The 25,750-nt window shown below is 67.8% G+C and carries 20 protein-coding genes, 1 tRNA gene and 1 pseudogene; 12 read left to right on the top strand and 10 right to left on the bottom strand.

Annotated features, from left to right (window positions below; translation table 11 throughout):
- Window positions 1-2: 2 nt before the first annotated feature.
- Window positions 3-578 (bottom strand): dCTP deaminase, encoded by a 576-nt coding sequence (dcd, locus tag OG946_RS19190; protein WP_326797288.1) that lies wholly within the window; start codon window positions 576-578, stop codon window positions 3-5.
- Between the two features lie 28 nt (window positions 579-606).
- Window positions 607-777: a hypothetical protein gene (locus tag OG946_RS19185; RefSeq protein ID WP_326797287.1), complete on the bottom strand. Its 171-nt coding sequence runs from the start codon at window positions 775-777 to the stop codon at window positions 607-609.
- 202 nt (window positions 778-979) lie between these two features.
- Between OG946_RS19185 and OG946_RS19180 the strand changes: the two genes are divergently transcribed.
- Window positions 980-1,050, top strand: a tRNA-Gly gene (locus OG946_RS19180).
- Between the two features lie 340 nt (window positions 1,051-1,390).
- On the opposite strand, the gene OG946_RS19175 is transcribed toward OG946_RS19180, so the two are convergent.
- The 4 genes from OG946_RS19175 to OG946_RS19160 all read right to left on the bottom strand — a co-directional run bounded on the left by OG946_RS19175 (window position 1,391) and on the right by OG946_RS19160 (window position 4,658).
- Entirely contained in the window at window positions 1,391-2,503 is a 1,113-nt protein-coding gene (locus tag OG946_RS19175) for a hypothetical protein (RefSeq protein WP_326797286.1), read from the bottom strand.
- Between the two features lie 100 nt (window positions 2,504-2,603).
- The gene (locus tag OG946_RS19170) at window positions 2,604-3,737 is read right to left on the bottom strand and encodes a tyrosine-type recombinase/integrase (protein WP_326797285.1); all 1,134 of its coding nucleotides are present in this window, start codon (window positions 3,735-3,737) and stop codon (window positions 2,604-2,606) included.
- Complete coding sequence (locus OG946_RS19165) at window positions 3,737-3,958, bottom strand: helix-turn-helix domain-containing protein (RefSeq protein ID WP_326797284.1); 222 nt, start codon at window positions 3,956-3,958, stop codon at window positions 3,737-3,739. The genes OG946_RS19170 and OG946_RS19165 overlap by 1 nt, the downstream gene beginning before the upstream one ends.
- 190 nt (window positions 3,959-4,148) lie before the next feature.
- Window positions 4,149-4,658, bottom strand: coding sequence for a helix-turn-helix domain-containing protein (locus tag OG946_RS19160; RefSeq protein ID WP_442814632.1), 510 nt, complete (start codon window positions 4,656-4,658; stop codon window positions 4,149-4,151).
- A gap of 296 nt (window positions 4,659-4,954) precedes the next feature.
- Between OG946_RS19160 and OG946_RS19155 the strand changes: the two genes are divergently transcribed.
- From OG946_RS19155 to OG946_RS19130, 6 genes are all read left to right on the top strand, one after another.
- Window positions 4,955-6,220, top strand: a complete 1,266-nt coding sequence (locus OG946_RS19155; RefSeq protein ID WP_326800309.1) for a DUF3631 domain-containing protein — start codon at window positions 4,955-4,957, stop codon at window positions 6,218-6,220.
- Window positions 6,221-6,378: 158 nt separating this feature from the next.
- On the top strand, window positions 6,379-7,206 hold the full coding sequence (locus tag OG946_RS19150) for a DUF2637 domain-containing protein (protein ID WP_326797282.1): 828 nt from the start codon (window positions 6,379-6,381) through the stop codon (window positions 7,204-7,206).
- 416 nt (window positions 7,207-7,622) lie between these two features.
- Window positions 7,623-8,357, top strand: coding sequence for a glycosyltransferase (locus OG946_RS19145; protein WP_326797281.1), 735 nt, complete (start codon window positions 7,623-7,625; stop codon window positions 8,355-8,357).
- A gap of 20 nt (window positions 8,358-8,377) precedes the next feature.
- Window positions 8,378-9,256 carry a PIG-L deacetylase family protein gene (locus tag OG946_RS19140; RefSeq protein WP_326797280.1) on the top strand — a complete coding sequence of 293 codons (879 nt, stop codon included), beginning with the start codon at window positions 8,378-8,380 and terminating at the stop codon, window positions 9,254-9,256.
- Window positions 9,253-9,867: a hypothetical protein gene (locus OG946_RS19135; protein WP_326797279.1), complete on the top strand. Its 615-nt coding sequence runs from the start codon at window positions 9,253-9,255 to the stop codon at window positions 9,865-9,867. Before OG946_RS19140 ends, OG946_RS19135 begins: the two co-directional genes overlap by 4 nt.
- 4 nt (window positions 9,868-9,871) lie before the next feature.
- Window positions 9,872-10,906 (top strand): glycosyltransferase, encoded by a 1,035-nt coding sequence (locus OG946_RS19130; protein WP_326797278.1) that lies wholly within the window; start codon window positions 9,872-9,874, stop codon window positions 10,904-10,906.
- Here the strand turns inward: OG946_RS19130 and OG946_RS19125 are convergent.
- On the bottom strand, window positions 10,893-11,978 hold the full coding sequence (locus OG946_RS19125; RefSeq protein WP_326797277.1) for a phosphotransferase: 1,086 nt from the start codon (window positions 11,976-11,978) through the stop codon (window positions 10,893-10,895). The two genes, OG946_RS19130 and OG946_RS19125, sit on opposite strands and share 14 nt — an antisense overlap.
- A gap of 288 nt (window positions 11,979-12,266) precedes the next feature.
- Here OG946_RS19125 and OG946_RS19120 point away from each other — a divergent pair, with 288 nt between their 5' ends.
- The 4 genes from OG946_RS19120 to OG946_RS19105 all read left to right on the top strand — a co-directional run bounded on the left by OG946_RS19120 (window position 12,267) and on the right by OG946_RS19105 (window position 17,684).
- Window positions 12,267-12,779: a topology modulation protein gene (locus OG946_RS19120; protein ID WP_326797276.1), complete on the top strand. Its 513-nt coding sequence runs from the start codon at window positions 12,267-12,269 to the stop codon at window positions 12,777-12,779.
- Between the two features lie 103 nt (window positions 12,780-12,882).
- Window positions 12,883-13,062, top strand: a complete 180-nt coding sequence (locus tag OG946_RS19115; protein ID WP_326797275.1) for a hypothetical protein — start codon at window positions 12,883-12,885, stop codon at window positions 13,060-13,062.
- Window positions 13,063-14,674: 1,612 nt separating this feature from the next.
- Window positions 14,675-15,364 carry a hypothetical protein gene (locus OG946_RS19110; protein ID WP_326797274.1) on the top strand — a complete coding sequence of 230 codons (690 nt, stop codon included), beginning with the start codon at window positions 14,675-14,677 and terminating at the stop codon, window positions 15,362-15,364.
- A 190-nt stretch (window positions 15,365-15,554) separates the two neighbouring features.
- Window positions 15,555-17,684, top strand: coding sequence for a toll/interleukin-1 receptor domain-containing protein (locus OG946_RS19105; protein WP_326797273.1), 2,130 nt, complete (start codon window positions 15,555-15,557; stop codon window positions 17,682-17,684).
- 763 nt (window positions 17,685-18,447) lie between these two features.
- Here OG946_RS19105 and OG946_RS19100 read toward each other — a convergent pair.
- Window positions 18,448-20,535, bottom strand: coding sequence for a nuclease-related domain-containing DEAD/DEAH box helicase (locus OG946_RS19100; RefSeq protein ID WP_326797272.1), 2,088 nt, complete (start codon window positions 20,533-20,535; stop codon window positions 18,448-18,450).
- Window positions 20,536-20,858: 323 nt separating this feature from the next.
- Here OG946_RS19100 and OG946_RS19095 point away from each other — a divergent pair, with 323 nt between their 5' ends.
- Window positions 20,859-22,475 carry a hypothetical protein gene (locus tag OG946_RS19095; RefSeq protein ID WP_326797271.1) on the top strand — a complete coding sequence of 539 codons (1,617 nt, stop codon included), beginning with the start codon at window positions 20,859-20,861 and terminating at the stop codon, window positions 22,473-22,475.
- 16 nt (window positions 22,476-22,491) lie between these two features.
- On the opposite strand, the pseudogene OG946_RS19090 reads toward OG946_RS19095, so the two are convergent.
- Together OG946_RS19090 and OG946_RS19085 are read right to left on the bottom strand one after the other, a co-directional pair.
- Window positions 22,492-22,864, bottom strand: a pseudogene (locus OG946_RS19090) (6-pyruvoyl trahydropterin synthase family protein).
- A gap of 55 nt (window positions 22,865-22,919) precedes the next feature.
- Window positions 22,920-25,649 (bottom strand): AAA family ATPase, encoded by a 2,730-nt coding sequence (locus tag OG946_RS19085; protein WP_326797270.1) that lies wholly within the window; start codon window positions 25,647-25,649, stop codon window positions 22,920-22,922.
- Window positions 25,650-25,750: the final 101 nt, after the last annotated feature.

Below are 25,750 nucleotides of genomic sequence, written 5' to 3'. Positions count from 1 at the left end.
GGTCAGATCACGGTCCGATGGAAGTTCTGGTACGACCGGGAGGGCGTAGGCCCGCGCTGCCCCTGATAGCGGGAGCCGTACTTGGCGGAGCCGTAGGGGTGCTCGGCGGGTGAGCTGAGCCGGAACATGCAGAGCTGCCCGATCTTCATGCCCGGCCACAGCTTGATCGGCAGCGTCGCGACGTTGGAGAGCTCCAGCGTCACGTGCCCGCTGAACCCGGGGTCGATGAAGCCGGCGGTGGAGTGCGTGAGCAGCCCGAGCCGCCCGAGGCTGGACTTGCCTTCGAGCCGGGAGGCGATGTCGTCGGGCAGCGAGATGACCTCGTACGTCGAGGCCAGCACGAACTCCCCGGGGTGCAGGATGAAGCACTCGTCGCCCTCGGGCTCCACGAGCCGCGTGAGGTCGCTCTGTTCGACGGCGGGGTCGATGTGGGGATAGCGGTGGTTCTCGAACACCCGGAAGTAGCGGTCGAGGCGTACGTCCACGCTGGACGGCTGGATCATCGCGTCGTCGAAGGGCTCGAGCCGGACCCGCCCGGCGTCGACTTCGGTCCGGATGTCCTTGTCAGAGAGCAGCACGCCCCGACCCTACCGGCTGCCCGGCGCACTACCGCGCGTCGCCCTTGCCCACCGGCTGGACGTTCCGCAACCGCGCACACCGCGGACACCGCACGAGCCCACCGGACCCGATCCGCCGGGCGGCGCCGACGTTCTGCATCGGGAGCGAGGCGGTGCTGAAGACGTGCCCTTCGGCACATCGGACGACGGTGGTCTCCATCAGGCTCCTTCCCCGTAACGCAACAAAAGCCACACTACGGGACCAACCCCCCACCCCACACACCACCCCCCACCTCAAGGTAACCCCAACTCCCGCCCCACCCCCGCACATCCACCCCGCAACACCAGCAGCCCCCCGACGACCTCGCCGGGGGGCGCACATACGGTAGAGTGACAGCGAAGCGCCCCAGCGGGCGCTCTATGCGGGCGTAGTTTAATGGTAGAACATGAGCTTCCCAAGCTCAGAGCGCGGGTTCGATTCCCGTCGCCCGCTCTCATGTAAACCCCCAGGTCAGCAGTCTGGGGGTTCTTTGCTGAGTGGATTCGGCGCGGGCCCGCGTGCCAGATCCGTGCCAAATGAGGCCGCCGGGCAGCCCGCACAGGTGCACCGATTACCCATGAGCGACCGCCAGACACCGCTGCTATCCGATTCGCGAGACGCGTTTTTCATGACCTGCGTCACACTCATCGGCACCGCATAGCGGCGCAACTAGAGACATACTCGGACAACGGCAAAGTGCACCGCGCCAGAGGAGCGGAACGGCTCCTCCTGGCTTCGCTACTCCAGAGGTCGTGCCAGACACGTGCCAGATCGGGGCACCCGGGGGACGACGTCATGTCTCGTCCCCATCCGCCTCCGCGGCGAATGGATGGACATAACCTCCGTCGGCAAAGGGGGTGAACCAATCCTTCACCCCCTCCTGGGCGATGCCCAGATGGGCCAGGCCCGGCTCCTCGTCGATGCCGTCCATCACCGGTTGGTACAGCCACTCGTGGTCCATGTCCTCATACATCTGGTCGGTGAAACACTCCCAAGCAGCCTTGATCTCGTCGCTCATAAGGCCGCCGACGTCCACGACGACAAGTGCCTCATTGATCAGCAGCCGCAACAGCAGTTCCTCGGCGACACAGCTCAGCTCGGCATAGCCGGGGCGAGTGAACTTCTCGACCATCGACACGGCCGCCACGGTGAGCCGCTTGGCGAACAGCGCCGTGTACGAGCGGGCATACGCCGGGGGCAACTCCTCCAAGACCATGAACACACCGTCGCTGTCCGCGACGCTGGTGGCACCCTCCTCATGGAGCGTCACCACGTCCTGGAACAACTCGTCCACCAGGACCTCCGAGGCGTACACCAAGGCGCCAGCGGCGAGTTCTGCATCCTCTCGGCTGACGATCCGCTCCTCATCGTCGTCGGAGTATCCGAAGCACTCCACGGAGAACGCCTGCAGACGAGGAGCGAGCCCACGGAGCGTGGCGCGCATGGCCTCGACCTCCGCCGGGTCGAACCCGGGAGGCTCGGCTCGCTTGCGCGCTTCCGCGTGGCGACGCGCCCGCTCCTCCGGGTCCGCAGGTGGAGCGTCGTCTCCGCCTGCTGCCTCCAGACTCCGCTGAGCGAGTTCGGGATGCAGTTCGACCGCGCACTTGGAGATCTGCCACTCAGCCAGTGGCTCGTTCTGTTCCAGCAGTTCGGTCACGACCGCCCGCACGGCGTCTTCCGCGAACTCCAGGGCTGGCGCGTCAACGGACACCCCCAGGAGCACGCCCTCCGCGTGTGCTCCCACGAAGCAGTCGGTGACCTCCACCTCCACCCCGTCGGGCCCTTCGATTGCCTCTACTGACTCCAGACCCTTGGCGAGCAGCGACGCCGCGCCCTCCCGCTGAAGTTCGTCAAGCTCCTCGGCCCCGTCCGGGGTACCCACATCCACCGTCACCCAGTACGTCACGTGACTTATCGTGCAGCAGCCGCACCTACGGCGGGACGCGATCAGGGATACGGGGTGCAACGCCAGAGGACCGCACCCCGTACCCAAGATCACCCGAAGATCACGTCTCGTCAGGCGTGCGCCTGTCGGAGTGCCGGCGGACCTCGACATCAATGCTGTCGGCGATCTTGCGCTGGTGGCGCTCGGTGGAGTGCTGATAGATGAGCTGCGCCCGCGTGGAGGACTGGCCAGCGCGAACCATCAGGTCCTTGAGCTTGGCGCCGGTGTCGGCCGCGAGGGTGTTGCCGGTGTGGCGGAGATCGTAGAACCGGAACCGGTCCGGCAACCCCGCCGTGGTCCGCGCCTTACGCCACCTGCGTCCGAAGGTCGAGCGGCGGAAAGGTGCACCCTTCTCACCGACGAAGAGCAGGCCGTCGTCGGCATCTTCGGCGAACCACTCCAGGTGCCGGCGCAGATCGAGCAGCAGAAACGTCGGGACGACGACGTCTCGCTTACCGGCGCGGGACTTGGGGTCCCCAGGCGCGCGCCTGCCTGTCGTCAGCTCAGGTGCTGCCCGCCGGATCCGCAGGACGCCTCGCTCCAGATCGACGTCGTGGCGTCGCAGTTCGGCCAGTTCCTCCGGCCGCAGCGAAGCGAATGCGCCGAGCAGCACCAGCAGCCGCCAGCGAACACCGACACACTCTGCGAGCCGGAACACCTCGTCTACCGAGGCGATCGGTCGCTCGTCCGCCGCTTCCTGGCCGGCGCCCTTGATGCGGCACGGGTTCCTCCGGATGAGGCCGTCCTCGACTGCCGTCTGCATGACAGCCTTGAGCAGGCGGTACGCCTTGGCCACGGTGGTGGCCCCCGTGGCACCCAGCCGGTCGGCACGCCAGCTCCGGACGGCAACCGGGGTGATGCCGTTGATGGGCGTCCCGCCGAACGTCGGCGACAGGTGGGTGCGGAGCAGACGCCGGTAGAGTTCGGCAGTTGTCGGGGCAAGACCGCGCTCCGCTACCCAGCGGGCGGCGTACTCGCCGAACGGGATGTCCCCGGCCCACGGGTCCGTCCACTCCTCGCGGGAGATATCCGCCTCAGTCTCGGAGAGCCAGAGGTCGGCGTCCGTCTTCGTGCGAAAGGTTTCAGGTGCAGTACGGATCAGGCCGTCGGGCGCCGTGTAGCGGGCCTGAAAGCGCCCGGAGGGCAGCTTCCGCACGCTGCCGAAACGACGCTTCCGCGGTTTACGTCGAACCATCAGACCGCCTTCCCATAGCGCGCGGCCCGCGATTCGGCGGCGGTGAGCACCGTCCGCTCGGCGATGAAGGCGGCGATGGCGCTCTCAGAGATGCGGACGTGCTTGCCGAGCTTGACGTAGCGGATGCGGCGTTCCTGGATGAGGCGGCGGATGAAGCGCGCGCCCGTGCCGAGACGTTCGGCGGCCTCGGCCACGGTCAGGAGGCGATCCTGGTTGGTCACCTCCTTCGCTGCGGTAGGAGGCTGCGTGGAGGCGGGCGATATAGCGGTTTCGCGCAAAGGTGGTTCCTCTTCTGGCAGGCGGTGGCACGGCAATGCCGGGCCTGCCGGGTCGATCGCATGGGATGGCGGTAGTGAAGGGGCCCGTGTCGGGCTTGAGAATGCCCGGAAGGGCTGTTGAAGCGGCGGGGGGCTACGCCTCGTCGGCCTCGGCGCGTTCGTCCGACCGGGGTCCGTAGGTCTTGGCCATGTGGCCGGCGCTGACTTCGGCGATGGCGTTGGACACCATGGCGTCGGCCTCTTCGCGGATGCTGGGGTGCTCGGTGAGGTAGGCGTCCAGCGCGTCGCGGGCTGTGGTGAAGGCGCTGTTGGCGCGCTGGGTGGCACGGTAGGCGTCCACGACGTCGTCGATCAGCTCCATGGCCCGGCCCCGGGCCGCGAGCTGCGGCGGGCCTACAAGGTTGCGCAGGTCAATGCCGAAGACCTCGGCGAAGCCGATGGCCTCGTCGAGGTTGATACGGCGCTTGCGGTTCTCGATACGCCAGACCGCCGAGGGGTTCATGTCGAACCCGGCCGCGTTGAGGCGGTCAGAGAGTCCGTTAGTGCTCCAGCCACGCGCTTCGCGTTCCAGTCTGATGCGGACGGCCACGTTCTCCTCACCGCTGAGGAGAACGCCCTGCGAGGGATCCCCGCTCACCCTGATCACCCCCTTCCGTTCGCGGCGGTTCCCTGCCCGTTGCAAGGAGACATCTACAGTAGCATCGCTTCTGCGTCACGCAAAACACTTCTGCGATCCGCAAAAGACGTGGTACAGTAGTTGCACCGCACCGCTGACCACCGACCGAGACCGTCATGGTCCGCGTCGCGGACAGCGAAAAGCCCCTCGGTTGCAGCCGAGGGGCCAAGCGCGAACCTCGTAACCGCCATCCCTAGCGATCGACCCGCGTGGCCGGGATTGCCGTCCCATATGGCCCGCAAGCTGAGGAGCTGATGTCCAGTATGGACGACACCTGCCCCGAAACGCCAGCCACCAGCGATGCCACATCGCCGCTGGTCGCCGTCCCCGGCCAGCCCAGCCAGGGGGACGAGACACCAGCCCCCGGACCTGCCCAGGCCGCTGAGAAGCCGCCGTCCGGCAACCGCGAGGAAACGACGGCGCCCGAAGCCGCGGGTGCCAGGCTGCTCAGTGAACTGCGGCGGAAGATAGCGCACTTCGTCATCCTGCCGTCCGACCACGCATTGGACGCGGTGACACTGTGGGTGGCGGCGACGCATCTGCAGACAGCGTGGCAGCACGCGCCGCGGCTGGCGATCACCGGTCCGGTGAAGCGATGTGGCAAGTCGCGGCTGCTGGATGTGGTGACCGAGACCGTGCACGCGCCGCTGATCACGGTGAACGCCAGCCCTGCGGCGATCTTCCGGTCCATCACCGACGACGAACCGCCCACCCTGCTGGTGGACGAGGCCGACACGATCTTCGGCACGGCGAAGGTCGCCGAACGCAACGAGGACCCGCGCGGCCTGCTGAACGCCGGCCATCAGCGCAACCGCCCCACCCTCCGCGTCACCGGACCCAACCACGAGGTGGCGACGTTTCCCACCTTCGCCATGGCGGCGCTGGCCGGGATCGGTGACCTGCCGGACACGATCATGGACCGGTCCGTGGTGATCCGCATACGCCGCCGCGCCGGAGCCGAGAAGGTCGCCTCCTTCCGCACCGCTCGCGACACCCCCACCCTCCGCCATGTCCGCGAACGCCTCACGGCCTGGCTTCGCCCGCTGAAGGCGGCGGCGATGAACCGGGAGCCGGTGATGCCGGTCGAGGACCGCGCCGCCGACACCTGGGAGCCCTTGGTGATCGTCGCCGACCTCGCGGGAGGGGGCTGGCCCGAAGCCGCCCGCACGGCGTGCCGGGCGATGTCGGCACACGAGGCAGGGCAGGACGAGGACGGCGGCCTGAAGGTCCGGATCCTGACCGACATCCGCCGCGTCTTCGCCGACGAAGGCGACCCAGCCATCATGCGCACCAGCCGCATCATCGAGGCGCTGAAGGCCGACAGCGAAGCACCGTGGGCCGAACACGGCCCTCACGGACTGAGCCCGCGCGGATTGCAGTTGCTGCTGAAGGACTACGGCATCAGCTCCGCCAACCACCGCTTCCCCGGCGGCGCCCAGGCCAAGGGCTTCGCCCTCACCCAGTTTGTCGACCCGTGGAACCGCTACTGCCCCCCGCTCCCCGAGGCACCCGCGGACTCACGGGACTGACCCGGCACGACTCGTCGCACCCGTCCCCGCGCAGCCCAGCGCGGGGACGAGTCCCCACCCCGCAACGAGTCCACCCGACATCACCGCCACCCCCTGCGACCACATGGCCCATGGCAACCGACATCCGCTCCCCCAGCCCTGGGAGAAGAACGCACCGCATGCCCCAGCCCTCTGATGCCTCCACCCCCATACCGGGAGCCGTCGCCATCCGCTTCGGCATCGCCCTGCTCGGCACCGCCGGCTTCACGCTCTCCTACGACGCACTGCGCCACATGGCCGTTGCCAGCCACGTACGCGAACCCCTCGCCTACGTCTTCCCCTTCGTCATCGACGGGTTCATCGCCATCGGCATCGGCACCCTCCTCCTTCTGCGCACCGCCCCGCTGCGATCCCGCCTCTACGTCTGGGCCCTGGTCGGCATCGCCACCGCCGTCAGCATCGCGGCCAACGCCCTCCACGCCATCCGCCTCAACGAGCAACCCCGCCCCGACACCGGTGGCCTGCGCTTGGACGACTTCACCGTCGGTGCCCTATCCGCCATCGCACCACTCGCCCTCGCCGGAGCCGTCCACCTGTACCTCCTCGTCCGCCGCCACACCAACGCCACACATTCCGCCACCCGTGATCGCCACACCACGGCAAGCCCGGCAACGCCCCCTACGAAGATGCCGAAGAACCCGCCGAAGCCCGCGCCGGCAGAGACCGCCACCATCACCGGGGAGCAAGTGGCGGAAGCCCCGGCGGAATCGAGAAGCAGACCCAGGGGACGCCAGCCCAGCGCCGCTCTCGGCGAACTCGTCGCCATCGGCCGCAATGCGCCACTTGGACGCGATGACCGCGTCTCCCGGCGCTCGGTCGAAAAGGCCATCCGCGCTGCCGGCCACACGATCGGCAAGGACCGCCTCGTTCAGGTCACCCACCAGCTCCAGGCAGAACGCGACCAGGCCCGGGAACCGGCACAGCCGCAGATCTCCTCCCCAGCGTGAAGCCACCCGCAGCGACTCGTTGCACCCGTCCCCGCGCAGCTCAGCGCGGGGACGGGACTCGTCCCCGCAACGAGTCCTCCCGTACCTCGATCCCCACCCGTACCTGCGCCGACCAGCGATGCAACGAGTGGGACGACACCACACAAACCAGGAACACGAACATGCACGACCAACCCGACAGTCCCGCCAGCATCAACAGCACCACTGATAACGACGGAGCAAGTTGGAGGTTGGGACACTCCCCCGCCGGGGGAGTGTCCCAACCGGCCTCCGCCCCGGGGGTGGCGGAGGCTGCCCGCCGCCAGGGGGCGCCGGGGGAAGGGGCCGGGTCCGAGGGCGGACCCGAGCTGGACCAGCGGGTCGCCAGTCGGCGGCGGGTTCAGGCAGCCTGTCCTCAATAAAGAAGGGAGCGGGCAGTGAGCGCTCCCGTTCTGTCGATCGTGGTGCCGGCGTTCAACGAGGCGGCGTACTTGCCTCGTCACCTGCCCACCGTGCTGGAGTCTCTGAAGCGGTGGCAGGAGATGTCCGGGCAGCGAGGCGAGGTCATCGTTGTCGACAACGCCAGTACCGACGCCACGGCCGACGTCGCGAAGGACTTCGGAGCCCGCGTCGTTCATGAGCGGACACGGAACATCGGCAAGGTCCGCAACACGGGCGCCGACGCTGCCGAGGGCCGCTTTCTGTTCTTCATCGACGCCGACGTTTCCATTCCCGTCGAGGCCGTCCCCGCTGTGGTGCGGCTGCTCGAATCCGGCCGGCACGTCGGCGGCGCGATCCCTCCGCACTACGTCCCCGTGAGGCTCGGTGCCCGGATTCTGTGCTGGTACTGGGACAGCTACCGGCGTCGGCACCGCGGGGCCCAAGGCGTGGACCAGTTCTGCACCGCTGAAGCCTTCCACCAGCTCGGCGGCTACCGCACGGACTGGTTCATGAGCGAGGACGTGGAATTCTTCGCTCGACTGCGCCAGCTCGGCGACCTGACCCGACGCCCCGTCGCCCTCGTCGACGACCTGCACGTCGAGCCCTCCACGCGCCGCTACGACCAGTGGCCCACCTGGCGGATGGTGTGGTGGCAGAACCCCCTTACCGCACGTCTGAAGCCCACCTCGTCCGCGTTCTGGCGGCACTGGTACCAGTCCACCGTCCGCTGACCATCCGGAAGGACCTCACCGTGCCATCGCTGCCAGCACCCGACGCCTCGGGCATCTACACCTTCCCCGACGACCTGATCGCCGCCCACCGCACCTGGCAGGACGAGCTGTCCGCCCGCCAGGGAACGGCGCCGCTGCTGACCGTGACGGCGCCACACAGCGGCGCCCACTACCTCATCGAGCAGCGCCATCCCGCCGGGCGCCCGGTGGTGGTCCTCGAACCGCACCACGACGACTTCGCCCTCTCAGCCTCCGGCCTGTTCCTCGCCCAGCCACGGCCGCTGACCGTGATCACGGTCTTCTCCCGTTCCATGAGCGTCCACCCTGCGCTGGAGGCCGCGTACCCGGACGCGGAGGCCGTATCCGTGCTGCGCGCACGCGAAGGTGCCGAAGCCTTACGTCCCTTCGCAGCAAGCCAGAGGCTCCTGGGGCACGAGGACGCAGTGAAGCCGTACCGGGCCCATGCCCTGTGGCGGCTCAACACGATCACAGAGGAACTACGGGCTCTCCTCGATGAGCACCCGGACGCGGAACTGCTGGCGCCGGCCGGCGTGACCCGACACCCCGACCACCTCCTCGTCCACGAGGCCGCACGCCGGCTGGGCTGCCGCTGGTTCTTCGAAGATCTCGCCTTCTGGCCCACCTACGCGCTGTCCGGCTGCGACCAGCACCTCTTTCGTACCCGCACCCGTTCCAGCCTGCGCCCCCGGCTTGCCGACATCACCAACGTGCTCCTGGACAAGCTCACGCTCCTGTACCTGCACGGCTCCCAGATGCACCCGCCGACCAAGATGTACCGGCCCCTCCGCCACCCCTGGACCATCGCCGCCGCTCTCCTCGCCCCTCCGCCCGGCACCCCCGCGTATGCCGAGCGCTTCCATCACCTGAAGACGCCATGACGATCCTCAGCCTCGAAGGCCCCTCCTACGCGGGAAAGACCACAGCGATCCGGCTCCTGCGCCGGATCCCCGAGATCGCAGGCCGAGCGATCTTCTTCGGCTGCTACGTCCGCCACCTGCGTCCCACGCACCCGATACCCCCGGCCAGGACCAGTTCCGCGGCCGAACAGCTCGCCGCCTTCGAGACGTTCATGTCCGCAGAGGCCGACCGAGTCACCATGGCAGCGATGCACCCGGGCCGCCTCGTGGTCCTGGACCGCTCCATCGACACCCTCATGGCACACGCCTACGCCCTGGACCGGCTCTACGACTTCGGCGTGCACCATCAGGTGCGCCAGCGCCTGGAAGAGCTACCTCACCTGCGTCCGCACCACACGATCTACCTGGACGTGCCCGACGCCATACTCCGCCGGCGCCGAGCCACCAGCCGCGAAAAGTCCACGTCCGCGTACTTCCTGCACGATCCCACGTTCCTCGCCCTCACCCGCTCCTACTTCATCGACAAGCCCGAACCACCGATCGCTGGACAGATCACCGTTCTGTCCGCCGAGCGCCCGGCGGAGCACATCGCCCAGGAGGTACGGGCACTGGCCGACAACGAGGCCAGGTGAGCCCGTGCCGAACGTCCTGTTCGTCTGGCGCCGTACCCCGCCACCGCTCTTGATCGGCGGCGCGGAGGTCTCTCAGCAACTGCTTGCCGAGGAGTTCGCCGCCGCCGGCTGGCAGGTGACGTACCTGGGATCGCACGAGCCGCCGTGGAACGGGGAAACGCAACTGCCCGCGCTGCGCCGCCATCTTGCCGCCCACAACGTGCCATACGAGGCCCGACATCAGGAGATCCGCTACACCTGGACCGGCATCCGCTGCCGCGCAGTCACCCAGAACCGGCTGCACTCCGCACTCGCCACAGCCCTTGCCGAACAGCACCCCGACCTGATGATCACATCCCAGGAGGGGGCCGCCGCCCTCGCCGTCCAGGCCCGCCACGACACGAAGGTGGCGGCCTGGCTCCACTCGGTCTCGCCGACCAGCCAGAACGTCCTCCACGGCCGCCCACATGCAGCGATGGCCGTCTCCCGTTTCGTCCTGTCCCGCGCCCGCGCCCTTTCGGGGACGCGCCTGATGCTGGTCTATCCGCCCTTCACGCCTCCTCCGGCCACCGCTCCCAGCGGGACGGGCGTCCTCATGATCAACCCGGTGCCGGCCAAGGGTGCCGCCCTGCTCCACCAAGTGATCAAGCTCCTGCCCCGGCAGAAGTTCACCCTCGTCGAAGGCTGGTGGGACACCGCGACGGAGTTCACGGCCTACCCGAACGTCACCTACCTGCCCCGCATCTACGACATGAGCGCGGTCTACCCCGACCATCGGCTGCTCCTGGTGCCCTCCGTGGTCGATGACGCCTTTCCCCGCGTCATCATCGAAGCCGCCCTCCACCAGATCCCCAGCCTGGGTACCGAGCGAGGCGGCATCCCCGAAGCCATCGGACCGGGAGGCATGACCTTCCCGGAGCACAGCGACGCAGCAATATGGGCCGCCGCGATCGAAGCCCCGCGCAGCCCACTGCTGGGCCGGCGAGCGCGGGAGCACGCGGTTGCCTTCACCCGCCCCCTCCTGCCGGAACTCGCGGCCTCCGGGGTCATCCCGCCATAGCGTCCTGGACCTCGCCCAGCCGGTCCGTCCACCAGTGCAGCAAGGCTTCGTCCGCGAGGAAAAGATCATCACAGCCGTGATCGCCGCGGTTGTAGTGGAAGCTCAGCTGCCAGAAATCGGTCATCCGCTTCCACCACAGCCGATGTACACCATCGGCCAGATCTTCCGCCGGAAGATCAACGACTCGGCGGTAGCCGGCCACAAACGCCCGCACCCGATCGAGATCGAAACGACCGTCCGCGCCGAACTGCACCTGAGCGGTGCGCGCCACCTCCTCGGCGTACGGGCGGACACGCAGTCGATCCCAGTCCAGTACTGCGACCACCCGCCCCTCCCGCCACAGAATGTTGCGGTACTGGAAATCTCCGTGCGTCCACCCCCACGGACCTGCAGGGACCTCACCCCGAGGGCACTGATCTGCGTACTTCGCCAGCAGCTCTTTCCGCTGTTCCAACGAACCGGCAGCCGCGCGGTCGAACGCCGCAGGCGTCCTCAGATTGTCGATCACGGAGAGATAGCCATCGGCAGCCGTCACAGCCTTCGCCGCGGGAGTGACTCCTGCCATGGGCGGGGCATGCGGTACCTGCCCAGGAGCCTCGCGCTCCAAGACCCGGTGAATCTGCCCGAGCTGCTCACCGAGAAGCGCAGCCCGCTCAAGATCCAACTCGCCGCCGCGGACATGAGCACCGTCGACCCACTCGATGACGCAGTACCCGCGGCCGTCGATCTCTGCCACGGTGTCGCCGCCGCTGGTTGTCAGCGGGGGGCACACCGGGATGCCGGCCGAGGCGAGCGCAGACATCGTGCCCAGATTCCTGCCGGCGATGTCCAGGGGTACGTCGACGATCAGCTTCACCGCGAAGCGGCCCCGGCTGGTACTCACGCGCCAGTTGCGGTTCATCAAGCCGTCAGCCAGGTAGTGGGGGGACTCGACGAGCACACCAAGATCGAATGTGCCGAGAATCGCCGGAAGATCCCCCGCAAGGGCATCATCCCTGGCTTCTTCCGGAACAACGGCATCAATCACCCGCCGCAGAATACGCCCCCCAGCTGCCACCAGAAGCAGCAGCATGCTCTCTCGCCCCGAAGGTGCCAAAGACTCCAGGTGGTGCCCGCTCGGGCTGGTGGCTCTCCGCGGTCGAGTACCCGTCGACCGTATGCGTTCGTCCCTCCGGCGCCGCAGCCAGCCTCGCCCAGGACGTCAGCGGCCCCCTCATCACGGACTCGTCCAGGCCACGGCGAAACCGAGCAGGGAACTGTCGGATGAGGTCCGCTCGACAGGCCCTGTCGCCTGGATCCGCCGAACGTGTCCAGGACGACAGCCCCGCGGCCCACCCGAACCTCTCTACCCTGGAGCACCGTGAAGAAGGTCGCCATCGTCGGCTGCGGAGGCAGCGGCAAATCCCACGTGGCCCGCGAGCTGGGCAGGATCCTCGACGCCCCGGTCACGCACCTGGACGCCGCGTTCTACGACGACGAGTGGAACGCGCTGCCCATGGACAAGTTCGCCGAGTTGCAGCGCGAGCTGGTGGCGCAGGCGCAGTGGGTGATCGACGGCAACTACAACTCGACGCTGCCGGTGCGGCTCGGAGCCTGCGACACGGTGGTCCTGATGGACGTGTCGACCGTGGCGGCCCTGTACGGGATCTTCTCCCGCCAGATCCGGCACGGAGCCGGGCACAAGGGCAACGGCGTGCACAACCGCATCCACTGGGGCGTGATCAAGTACGTCGCCACGTACCGCCGCAAGATGCGGCCCCGGGTGATGGCGAAGATCGAGCAGTGCGCCGCCGACCGAGCCGACGTGGTGCTGCTGGCCAACCGGCGCCAGACGCGCCGCTGGCTGCGGCAGGTGGCCGCCGAGCAGTCCTGAACGGCCCGCGCCCCCGGAACAGGGGTCCGGCATGGACCAGCCCACGGCGGCTTGCTCACGTAGCTACCGGCTGTTGAGGACAGCGCGGCACACAGTGCAGTACATGGCAGAGTTCCGCCGGTACCTGACCATGAGCTGGTCGCAGCCCGCGCAACGTCCCAACTCCCACGGCTGGCATCTCAAGGCAGCGGAAGCGGCTATGCGTTCCACAGGTGTGATCCGTAACGCGTCCCGAGGCCGCGGTGAAGGCATGGCCGGAAGCGTGACGCCGCCGGTCGGCTGATCGAGATCACGGAAGGGCCTGGCGTCACTGACGTGCCAGCCTTCCTCACCGGCACGACAGGTCCGGTCGATCTCCTGCTCGGCGAAGGTGATGACATCGTCCTGTTCCTCCGCTGGGGACGCAGGCGGAAGAGACCGTTCCCCCACCAGCTCGTCCCACAGGGCCCGGTCTTCAGCCGAGACCCACATGTGACGACCCGCCCGTCCGTTACCCCGGTCAACCCCGCGATTGGGGACGTAGACCGGGACACTGTCACCGGTGGCGCTCCGCAAGACGAGGTCCTCCATCCGAACCGGATCCTTGACAGGCACGCACAATGCCGGGACGAACCAGTCCGCGTGAATCGCACCGCAGTGGCCGCCACTCTCTTGGAGACAGTGGCGGTCGCTGCTGGGTACGCATTTCCATACCTCCAGGTGGCGATAGCCACCTCGGATCACCATCTCCTTGTCGCCTGCGATGTCCTTCCACGGCATGTCATCGACTCGCGCCCATGGTGCGCGGTCGATCAGTGATGCCGTACGGTCCTTCGCAACCCACAGAGGCGTAATGCCATGGTCCACGGCGATGGTGGGGCGACGGTGCACCGTGCTGGGGCTGAGGTGGTGATATTGGATCTCCCATCCGATCCGAAGTCCGCCTGGTCCTGTCACGACAGCGTCAGAGACAGTCCGGCGGCTCGACACGGGGACCTCGGAATCCGCCTCCAGCCCGAATCGCCGTGCTGTTTCGACGACCCGTTCCTTGGTCGCCTTGTGCTGCGCACTCTCAGCAGGAGTCGCCTTGTGTGTGACCGGGAGATGAGAGGCAACGAGCGGGCGTCGTCCTCCGACACGCCCTCGACGAATGAACATCCAGGGCGACTTCCCGCCTCTCTCCGACTGGCATTCCTTACCCTCATGGTGCGCAAGGCATTCGAGCAACTGCGGATCACGGTCGGCGACGCTGGCTGTGATCTCTTTCAAGAGTCCCGGACGTCCCGGGTGTCCAAGATCCGGTAGCGAAAGATTGATCTCTATTCCGTAGCCGGTATGCCACACCCCATTCGCCATTTCTCCACCATAGAAACCATCACGGCCTGCCAACAGAGCGTCTCCGCAGCCGAGATGGTGCGCGACTGATCACTCTCCGAAGCTGCACAGGCCGTCCGTGCCCCGGCGGGCCCCCCGCTGCAACAAGGGCTCGCCCGACCACGAGCTTGACGGACTCGTGACTGCAGCATGGCTGAAAGCAGTCGCTCCTGCTGATCTAGCACAACCTGAGTGCTGATGACGTTCAGCGCTGCAGTCCATCCCTCGCGGACAATGTGGCGATGAACGCCGGGCACATACTCCATCGAAGAGATCCCAGCGCAGATCGCCGTCGTGGTTCGGGAGGCAGGAGCTTGAGCCCGGCGAAGCCGTCACCGAGTCAGCTAGGGATGCACCCGTCTAGAGTGGCATGACCATGCCCGCCGGAGCAGAGTCCAACGAGCCTCTGTGGGCATGAGGCGGCTGCCATGTTAGAGGCGAGGGCCGCCAGTCATAACGGAAGATCAGCGTAAGGGGGGCAGGTGACCAGGCGGAATGGGCGTGTAGGTAACGGCGCGGTTCGCATGGTTTTGCATGCGGTGTTGGCCGGCGTCACGGGCAGCGTGATCGGTATCGCCGCGTACTCGATCAGCCAGACCGGTGGTCAGCGGCTGTCGATCATTGTGGGGACCCTCATCGGCGTCGCAGCCGCGCTCGGTCTGGAGCTGTATCGCAGGTCCGCTCAGCTGACTGAGGTGCGCCTCGTCCTCCTCGGCAACGAGATGTCGTTTACCACCAAGGCTGACATGCGTCAGGCTGCTCAAAGGATGTTCTTCCAAGCCGCAACCCGGGTGGCCACTCGTCCGCTGGAGGACGGCAGCGGGAACCTGCGCGAGGCCCTGACCTCGCTGAGGACGCTGTTCGATCTCTATCGCGAGCCGCTGGAGGGCTACACAGCCCCTCCTCCCCCTATCAAGGGGGACTCGGTGTACGAACTGGCCCTGGACATCCTCAACTTCGAGCTGGCCCCGTTCCTGTCCAAGTGGCATCGAAGCCTCAAGGAGTTTGAAGACCGTCACCCCGACCAGGATGAGTCGGAGTGGCCGCAGAACGACATGTTCCGCAGGGAGCTCCGCCAACTGCAGGAGCGGCTGAGGCCGTATGTGATCGGGCTGGGGGAGATCGCTGGCATCCGTGATCCGGAGCGGCATCTACGCCCGTCGGGCCGCTCCGTGCAGTCCGGTCCTACGGTGCCGCAGCAGGACGGGTCGAGACCTGGGCCGCGGGAATGACACGGCCCCGCGCCGGGGTCGTGCAGCGGACGCGGTGTCGCATGATGGCAAGGTGACGATCTTCATCGTGCAGGCGCCTCGTGGGCTGGCCCCGGACGACCGAGCAATCTACTCCCCCCCCCCCGTCGATTTTGGGTCGTCGAGCGGGAGGGGACAGTCCGTCGACTGAGGTCCCCGCGAGGAGGCCGAGATGAGCAGTCCCGACGCCTCCGGACCGAATTGGGACGTCTTTGTCAGTTACAGCCGGTCGGATGCCGACAAGGTCAGCTCGCTGGTACCCGCGCTCCAGGCACGCAATCTGCGCGTGTTCGTCGACGACACCGCCGTGGACGATTTCGCGTCCATCACTGCCACCATCACGGAAGCACTGGCTCATTCAAGGATCCTGCTCGCCCTCTACTCGGCGGACTATCCGCAGCGGCGAGCGTGCCAGTGGGAATTGACCTACGCCTACCTGACAGGACAGCGCGAGGGTGATCCTCGTCGGCGCGCATTGGTGATCAACCCCGAACCGGCTTCCGACCACGTGCACCCGGTGGAACTGCGAGACGCCCGGCACTGGCCCTGGCCCACCACCCCGGGAGGATTCGACCACCTCGCCGCCCGGGTGGCCGACCACCTTGGCACGGTCGCTACCGTCATGGGAGACGCGGCGGATACGCCTTTCGTGCCGTGGCTGCCCGCGCCGGCCCGCACAGGCTCGTTCCGATTCACCGGCCGCCTGGCTGAGCAGTGGCGCATTCACACGGCCCTCCACCGTCATCGTGCTCCACTGGTCGCCCAGGCCAGTGGGGGACGCGGCGCGCAGTTGCGGGGCATGGCCGGGATGGGCAAGTCCCTGCTAGCCCAGGAATACGCCCTGCACTTCAGTTCTGCCTTTCCCGGCGGAGTCTTCTGGTTCGATCTACACGCGTGCGAAGAGGCACCCTCGGAAGCGATGGAATCCTACGCCGAACAGGTCTCCACCGTGCTGGAGGCTCTCCGGCTTACTGCCTCGGCGTCCTCCCTGCCCGGCCTGCTCAGCCACCTCGCGGTCGCGCTGGGAGAGCACAACCTGCCCTGTCTGTGGGTAGTGGACGGTGTCCCCGACGGACTGACCGCGGACCAGCTCAATCTCCTGCGCGGCCCGCACCTGCTCACGGCCACCTTGATCACAACCCGGTCCCAGCGATACACAGCCTTCGCCGAATGCATCGACGTGGCTCCGCTGTCGGATGCTGACGGGTACCACGTCCTCACCTCGCGCCGCACACCCCACAACGAGCTGGAACACGCTGCAGGTCTCGCGCTCGTCCGCGATGTCGGCGGGCATCCGGAGGCGCTGGATCTACTCGCCGACCTCGCAGCCGCCACTGACTTCGCCGGCGTGCGCAATCGCTTGCATGCCCACGGCCCGGACGTGCTGGCCACCCGCCGAACGGCGTCCGATACCGGCGCGTACGCTCCCCGTCCACTCGCGACCGCCTTGCTGCCGAGGCCCCTCTCCGATGCAAACCCCACTGATGACGTCTTGCGGCTGCTTGCGCTCGCCTGCCCAGCGTCGCTGTCCCAAACAGCCCTGGAAAACGTACTGTCCTCCATCGGCCCCTACGATCCCTGGGAGGTGGGCGTCCTCGTTTCGGAAGCCGTGGAAGTTCTTCGCGGCGCCGGCGCGCTGTGCCACGAACCCCTGCGCGACCGTTCCTGGACCACCCATCCTCTGATCGCCCGAGCCGTACATCGCCATGACTCGAACGTGGCCCGCCAGGAAGACCTCCGTCGCCTTCTCCTGCACACGCTCGTTCCGGACACCTCCGCCCGGACCGCAGTCCCAGACCGGCCTGCGAAGACGAGTACCGCTGAAACCCAGCGCACCCCTATTTCCTCAGTCGACAACCGCCCCAGCCTGCTGGAACGAGCTGCGGCCTTCGACCTCCAGGTCGAGCTGGTCACCCGAGTCGGTGTCCAACCCCTCCCCGAGGACCACGGCTCCCTGCGCGAAGCGCTGACCTCCCTGCACTCACTGTTCGCCACGTCACGCGATCTGCTCCACCGAGTCGCGACCGAAACCGCTACCCCTCTGGTACTTCCCGCCATCGCCGCGCGGCTGATCAACACCCATCTGAGACCCTTCCTCACGACTTGGCACCCAGCTCTCCAAGAGCACGAGTCCATTCGACCGCCGGCCGTCAGCCCCGTCGAGCATGAGCGGCGCTGGAAGCACGCCCCCGACATGCGTGCGGACCTGGCCGAGCTACGAGAGCCACTCACGTCCCTCGCCGGAGAACTCGCAGACCTGTGCGGCGTCGACCTCCTGACTCCTTCTCCACCCCGTAAGTGACCTGCAAGGGACGGCCCGTGAGCTCGCGAAAGCCAGCCCAAGTACCGTGGCGTGGCTCTATCGAGGCGCGGCAGAATCAAGGGGGCGATATGGACGCAGTGCGCCGGCTGCCAGCACCGGCGCCCGTGCGGCATGCGTATCGGGGTGTGAAGCATCCAGGGCAAGCCAGCGGAAAAACGGGTTGTCGCAGGCGTGGGCTCCGACGACGGTCCCGCCCGTCCGCGCGTCGATGACCTCTGCCGTGAAGTGCAGGACCGACATCGGTGTTCCCGGCATCGGGCTGCCCCGCCTCGTTCTCGGTCGACGACCGGTATGTCACCCCCGTCGCCTTGGAAGACCTCGGGCCACTCGGTGGCGGTGTCCTCGCCGGCGGGGCGTAGCGCTCGCCCACGTAGTCGAAGACCAGCACACCGCCGGAGGCGAGCGCGGATGCCAGCGACGCGATGAACGCCGTGTGCCCTTCGGCGTCGGTGACGTCGCCCAGGCCGTTCCCGCCGAGGAAGGCGAACCGCACGCGGCCGGCCGGCAGGAACGCGCCGGCGGAGCGGACGTCTGCCCGATGGACCGCGATGCCGCCCCGCATCGTCTCCGGTACGTTCCGGGCCAGTCGGGCCAGCGGCTACCCGCCCGAGATGTTCGGCCCGGCTCTCGACGCTGGGCAGCGCGCTGTTCATCACCCCGATCGCCACCACCGGCGCCTCCGGTATCGCACCCGCGAACGCCGGCGTCGCCTCCAGATAGCCACGTCGGCTGACAACACTGACTAACGGGACGTCGGGTCTACGCTGCCGAGCCAGAGCCGGTCGCGGGCTCGGGTCATGGCCACGAAGAGCTGGCTGCGCGCCAGCTCGTGCCGCTCGCGTGTGGTCTCCGGCGTTTCCGGATCACTCGCCCCGGCATCTGCGGATACGTGCGCGTCGTGTTGCGGGAGGAACACGTGCTTGAACTCCAGGCCCTTCGCCCGGCGGTAGCTGCCCAGTTTGATGCCCTCGGCGGCGTGTCCGTCGTAGTGCTCCAGCAGCCAGACCGGTATGCCGGCTTGGGTGAGGAGCCGCTGGTAGTGCGCGATGGCCTTGCAGGAGGGGCAGAGCACCGCGGAGTCGGCGCGGGCCGCGGGCGGCAACGCACGTAAGGCGGCGAGGAGAGCTTGGTCGTGCTCGGCCGGGGTCGGCTTCGACACCCTGGCCACGCTGCCGTCGTGGTACGTGAGGTCGACCTGCCGGCGGCCACTGGTGTGGAGCCCGTCGATGTCCTCGAACGCGTCGTCCGCGACGACGGCGAGGGCAGCCTCCAGGACCTGCTTGCTGTTGCGGTAGTTGGTGCGCAGCACCTGCCCGCGATCCCCGCGGATATCGATTCCGGCCTCGGAGAGGCGGAAGCCGCCCGGATAGACGGCCTGCTGGCCATCACCGATCAGCAGGAGGCCGTTGGGCCGGTCACCGACCAGGGTGTGCAGCAGTCGCAGCCCGACGAGGGTGAGGTCCTGGACCTCGTCGACGATCACCGCGTCGTACGGGGGCCCTTCCGCGCGGCGCGCCTCGGCCAGCGCACGTGCAAGTACGTCATCGAAGTCGTCCACGCCGCGCTCGGTGCGGATGGACTCGTACGCCTCGAAGAGGGTCCACACGGCCTGCCGGTGGTGGCGGCGCAGGCTCGCGCGACGGCGTTTGCGGGACAGCAGAGCGTACTGGTCGAAGGTGGTGATCCCCCTGCCCTTGATGACGTACGCGATCTCCTCGCGCCAGTAGCCGTGGCCGGGGTCGATCTCGGCGAGGCAGCTATCGCGGCCTGCGTTTTTCCAGGCGAGGCTGAAGGCAGTCTCGGCCTTACCCCCGTGCAGCCGGGTCTGTATGCCGCGACCCTGCAGGTACTCCTGGGCCCAGGAGTGCAGGCTGCGAAACTCCACCCGGTCCACGACGGCCGGCGCCATGGACGCGAGGAAAGTGGCCTGTACCCGGGGGAGGTTGTTGGCGAAGGTGACGTAGAGGATGCGTCCCGTGGTGCGCTGGGCGAGGTGCGCCGCGCGGTGCAGCCCGACGACGGTCTTGCCCGTGCCGGCCGGGCCGCTGATACGGGCTGGGCCGGCCCAGTTCCGGCGGACCAGGGTGACCTGGTCGGGGTGGAGGAACGTCATCCACTGCTCGATCGGCGTCTGGCGGGCATCGTTCAGTACCGCCTCACGGAGCCCGTCGATGTCGAACAAGCCCTGCGAGGGCTCCTCCCCGGCCGCTGACCGTTCCGTCGATGTCCCTGGGACGGCGGAATCCTCGTACTCGGGGAACGCCCGCTCCAGGTGATCAGCTATGGCCCGTACGGACTCCTTCCGCAACCTGCCGCGTTCGGCCATGAGCCACGGTCCGACCTCGTGCTCCCCCAACAGCCTGATCCTGCCGAGTTCCACATTCACGCGCTGCCCCGCGAACACCATGAGCGGCTGCACGGCCACCGGCGACAATCCCAGGGACGCCACGGCCCCCTCCGCCGCTCTCGTGCCGGCCAGGAGCTTGGCCGCATGGCCGTCACGTGACTCGCCCCCGGCGCGCAGCGACCTACCGTCCACAACTTCCGGGGCCGACCGCCAGTTCTTGACGTCGACCACGAACACACCCCCCGGCCCCACCAGCAGCATGTCCACATTGGCCGCACGAGTCCCCGGCCACTTGCGGTCCACCAGCAGACGCCATCCCCGCTCGGTAAGCACCAGCAACTGGGCGGCAACCAAGCGCTCCCCCTCACTCGCAGCCTCCCAACGGCGCGCCTCCTCCCGAGCCGCACGCCACTGCGCACGCAGCAGCCCTTCCTGTCGCCGCGCCTCCTGCGCCCGCCTCGTCGCCGACCCGCCGGCCACCATGCAACCGCCCCCTCTCACACGGAGTAACGATCATAGGACGGTTGGCAACATCCCCGACAGGTCAATCACACCTTCTCGCAGTGAGGCCGCGATCTCGCTGCGCCGTCGACGCCGGCTGCCGGACAATAGGCGTAGAGATGCGCGTCCGGTCGGGACGTTGCGACCACGCATGCGTCGGGCTGGCGGGCGGGCACGCTTGGCGAAAAGGCCAGGTGGCGGACTCCCTGGCCCGCAACGCCGTCGAGCGCTCCTGCCGCCGCGCTCCGTGAGCACCACCGGCACGACGGAGGCAGTTACGACATTCGTCGAGGCAGTCTGCGCCGATGAGTTGGTGTTCGCTTGTCAGCCATCGTTGTGACGGAAATCCGCATTCGCATCGTTCAAGAGAAGGGCTGGCGATGGCCCCGGTGGTTCCCGACCGTGTTCTGTCCGTCCTGGTGGAGATCCAAGGCGGTCCAGCCAAGTGGGCGAAGGCCGAACAGCAACTCAATGACAGCGGGTGGGCCTACCAAGCGCCGACACTGGGAGAACGCCGAATAGCCCAACGTGCCCTGGGCGCCGATTCTGCGGGCTCCCGGCTTCTATGGGTCGACGTACCGGTCACCGGTTCGCAGTGGCGTGCGGACCGGGAAGCATCCTGGGCTGTCGCCCACCTGGCCAAGGCATCACAGACCATCATCTACGATCGGGTGTTCCGGCATGAGGAAACCGACCGGGCGATGCTGCCCGAATGGCAGGCACACACGACAGATTTCCGGGACTGGGCCACTCCCCCTCCACATGCACACGCCTGGTCTCAACCCATCTGGTGGCTGCGCAAGGTCCTCTCCGGCATGGCGCTGCGGATGGGGTTCTTCGACGTACGACTGAGGGTCCACGGCAGCAAGACCGCTGCCCTTGAGCTCGCCCGGGGTATGACTGCACGCCACGACATCGATGTTCGGCCGTTGGACGGCCGAGGGCGTCCGGGGGCCGTGCAGCACAGAGAAAGGGCCCTCAACCGAGCACTGGCCCGCATCCTGGGGTCATGGTTCGCCGTGATCATCCTGGTAGACCTTGGGCAGAAAGCCGCCCCTGTGGGGGTCGCCGTCTCCTGGCTTGCAGCCCTTGCCTGCACGTGTGTGGTCTGGTGGAACGCGCATACGCTGCCGATGGCAAGCACTCGGCTCCGATCAGCGGCGATCTCAGGGGTGATGACCGCGGTCGCGGTAGTCATCGCGCTGGGCATACCAGGATGGGGCATTGGTACGACGACCATGCAGGCCGTCGTGACGACGGCCATCGCCTACTCCACGGTTGGTCTTGTGCTCCTCGGCCGCCGGTGGAAGTGGCAGGTGTTGATCGCTAGCGTGCTGCCCGTGATCGCCACCCTGGTGGTGGCCGCGCTGCCGCTCACCGATCGGTTGCTGCACGACGTCTACGCCGACGAACTCGGTCTGACTCCCACCGAGACGGCCGTCAGTAGCATCTGGCAGCTTGCCGCTGCCGTGAAGCTTCTCTGGCTGTCCTTCGGAGCGATCCTGTTCATCGCCGCCGGATGGGGCATCCTGCGGTACTTCCATTTCATGCGCCCTCGCAGCGTGGCAGCCGGGGTGTTCGCCACTCTCATTCTCGTATCGGCCCTGACCACGGCCGCATTGACGACCCTGAATTCACCGGAAGCAGCAGCTGACGGGCTGAAAAAGGCCGCTGCTCGGGGTACCGAACCGCCTCCCTACTTCGGCATCAGCCCCGAATGGGGATGCGTTGTTCCCACCGTTCCGGCAGGCAAACTGACTGAGGAGGGGGGAACCCTGCGACCCGAAGCACCGTACATCTCGTTTGGCGTTGCCGACGGTCAAGTAGTGTTGTCGAACCACCCGACTGGGGAGCCACTGCGGATCGACGCCGATCAAGTCAGAGTCGTCCCGCGGCAGCCCGGGACGAAGGACTGTGCGTAGAAACCTCGTTCTTCATTCACCGCTCTGGCCGGTATTCGGCCCAGGTCTTGGGTGTCTCGGACACCCTGACCGCCCTCAGTTCAGGGAATCGCTCGATCCAGAGGTCGAAGATCCACGCGGCCAGATTCTCTGCCGACGGTGAACACCCCCCCCCCCATTGCCTCATTGAGGTGACGGTGGTCGAGGGTGTCGTCCATCCATTTCTTGAAGGCATCGAGTTCACGGTAATCGCGGACGAACCCCGCCTCGGTGAGGTCCTCACGATGGGCGGACAGCTCCAGCACAACGATGTAGTTGTGGCCGTGCATGCGGGCGCAGGGGTGCCAGCTCGGCAGCCGGTCCAGGACGTGGCTGGCCGAGAAGTGGAACTCCTTGGTGATCGTCAGCATGGCGGCCCCAGTCTGCCACTCGCTGTCATGCCCCCTTGAGGGCTATCCACCCCGGTCACTGGTCGATCCCTTCGCCCTCGCGGATGGCAGTGTTGAGGGGGACGTGGGTGAGGAAGCGGTGGCGCAGCGAGTCATCGGTGATCAGGTCGGCCTTTCGGGCAACTTCGCGCCGGGCCCGGGCCAGGAGTGCGTGGGCTTGTTCCCGAGCACCGGCGGCGGTCCATACCACGGCAGAGTGGTACAGCACTTCTTCGGTGCGCAGGGCGGGCATGTCTCCGACCTCGTCCAGGATGCGTACGGCCTGGCTTGCCTGGTTCTGGGCGTCGGCGGTGTTGGCCTGGCGGAGCAGGATCCGGCTGCGCAGGGAGTGTGCGGCGATTTCGCTGCGGATCATGCCGCTGCGCTGGGTTTCGACGCAGGTGGCGGTGGCCAGGCGGTTGGCCTGGTCGAGGAGTTCGCCGTGTCCGTCGGCGGCGAGCAGCAGGATCTCGGCGTACAGGTTGCGGACGATGGGGACGAGGTTGGCCAGCCAGGTCCGCTCGGTCTCGGCCCACGCGTCGGCGATCAGCTCCAGGGCCTGGTCCCGGCGTGCCGGCTGCTGGATGAGGAGGTGGGCGAGGAGTGCCTTGTTGTAGGCGTGCCAGCCGCTGTCGCCGCCGCGGTCGGCCTCGAAGTCGAGCGCTTCGCGCAGGGCCTGCTCGGCTTCCCGGTAGGAGCCGACGCCGGTGTGTACCTGTGCCAGGTAGTTGAGCGCTATGGGCAGCTCGGCCTTCAGCGGTTCGTCACGCAGCCTCTGGACGCAGCGGGTCAGTCGGGTCAGTGCGTCGCTGAGGTGTCCGCTGTCGTAGAGGGTGATGCCGAGCTGCATCTCCCCGAGGTTGCGGGTGTGCTGGAGAACGGGGTCGCCGGTGCCGCCGAGACGCGGATCGGAGGCGTACATGCGCTCCGCTTCCCGCAGCTGGACCAGGCCGTCGGCCAACCGTCGTTTGGAGACCTGCCGCCCGTACTCGACACGGGCCACGAAGAGCGGGACGGGATCGCCATGCTCCTCGGCCAGCTCCACGGCCGAGCGAAGCTTGTCCAGGGACGGCACCAGGCCACGAGTGGCCAGCAGGGTCTTGCCGCGCATGAGCGTCGTACGGATCGCCAGTTCCGGGCTTCCGCAGCGGCCGGCCGCTGCTTCGGCCTCCGCGGCAAGCGCATCGATGTCCGGTGGTCCACCGGCCGGCCGGTGCTGGCCGCGCCAGCGCACCTCGGTCAGCGACAGCAGCAGCTCCACGGCGTGGACGAGCCACCGGTCCCGGCTCTCCTCGTCCTCCGGCAGATCACGGACCGCCTTGATCACTTCTTCGCAGTGCCGCTCCGCCTCGGCGAAGGACAACCCCTCCATCGCGGCATCCCGGGCCAGCCCGTAGTGCATCTCGGCCGAGGCGAGGGCACATTCGGGGCCCCCGCCGCGGAGGTGACGGGCGACCTCCAGCCGGCGTTCCAGCGGCATGCCGTCCAGCGGACCGAAGGTGAGTGCCTCCGCGATCCGAGCGTGCCGGGACCGCATCTGCTGAGGCGTCTGCCGTTCATACACTTTGCCCCACAGGGCGCTGTGCTCGAACCGGTAGCAGTCGGTCCCCTCCCCTCGCGCCCAACCGGGAAGCTGGGCCGGCAGGATCAGCCGGTGCCGGTCGGCGATGAGGCGAAGCCGCTCCATCACGTCGTCGTGCGGCGCTCCCTTGACGTCGGCGACCGCGCGCGACAGGAATGTCTCGCCCTGGGTCGCCCCGATCATGAGCAGTTCGCGTTCCAGATCAGTGAGGAGGCGGAGACGGTCCTCCACCACCCGTTTGAGGCTGTCGGGCAGTTCGACGCCGGGCCCGTTGCCCGGACGCCACTCCTCCAGGCACAGAGTGACGAAGACGGCGTGGCCGGCGGTAAGGCGGCTCAGCTGCTCCGACAGGGCCGAAGGAGCCTCCGGGCGCCTGGCGCGCACCAACTCGGCGACCGCGTCCTGCGGCAGGCCGCCCAGCACCTGCCGCCGCAGCAGGCCGTCCTTCGCCCAGTCGTGCAGCAGTTCCTCGACCACGGCACCCGGGCCGTCGGCATACGCCCCGTCCGTCGTGTGACTGAGCACCACACCGAGCGGTTCGCCGGCCAGCCGCCGCAGCAGCCGGTCGAGGATCAGCAGGCTGCTGGGGTCGGCGTTCTGGATGTCGTCGATGAGGACGACGGTGGGCGGGCCTTGCCTTACGAGATCCAGCACGGCGTCGGCGATCTGCGCCGCAGCTCCCTGCTGGAAAGGCAGGAGACTGTCGAACGGCATCGATCCCGACGCAAGCGACGCCTCCGCAACCTCCCTGCCCAGGGAGAACAGCGCGCCCAGCCCAGGCACGATCGCGGAAAGCATCTCCGGCGCGGAGCGGACGACGCCTTGCCGGGCGTTGCCCAGGAATCTGCGGAAGACGCCAGGTTGCTTGACCTCCTGCTCCTCGGCCAACTGCAGCAGCACGTCGATGACGGCCCCGTAGTGCAGCTCCGAGCCGATCGACGGCCGGCACCGCACCGACACGACACGGCGGCTGCCCGAGACCCGAGTGTCCGCATTCGAGGCAGCGGCCTCCTCCTGGAACGCGCGCAGTAACGCCGACTTCCCCATACCCGAGCCACCGTCGATCACGAGCGCCCGGCCTCGCCCCGCGGTCACCTCCGCCATCAGCGAGCGCAGCTCGTCCATGTGCTCCACGCGGTCGACAAACCCGGTCAGCACCACAGCCCCCGTCCAGTCCTCCGCCACGGAACTTCCCTACCCACAACATCACTTGCCACCACCGTAGGTCACGGAGCGGAAGTGCACGGATACAACGCAGGAGTTCACCGCCGATTTACCTGGCGAAG

The sequence above is a fragment of the Streptomyces sp. NBC_01808 genome (assembly GCF_035917395.1).
Classification (GTDB): domain Bacteria; phylum Actinomycetota; class Actinomycetes; order Streptomycetales; family Streptomycetaceae; genus Streptomyces.
Note: the sequence above shows the minus strand (reverse complement) of the source record. Positions and strands in the feature narration are given on the sequence as shown.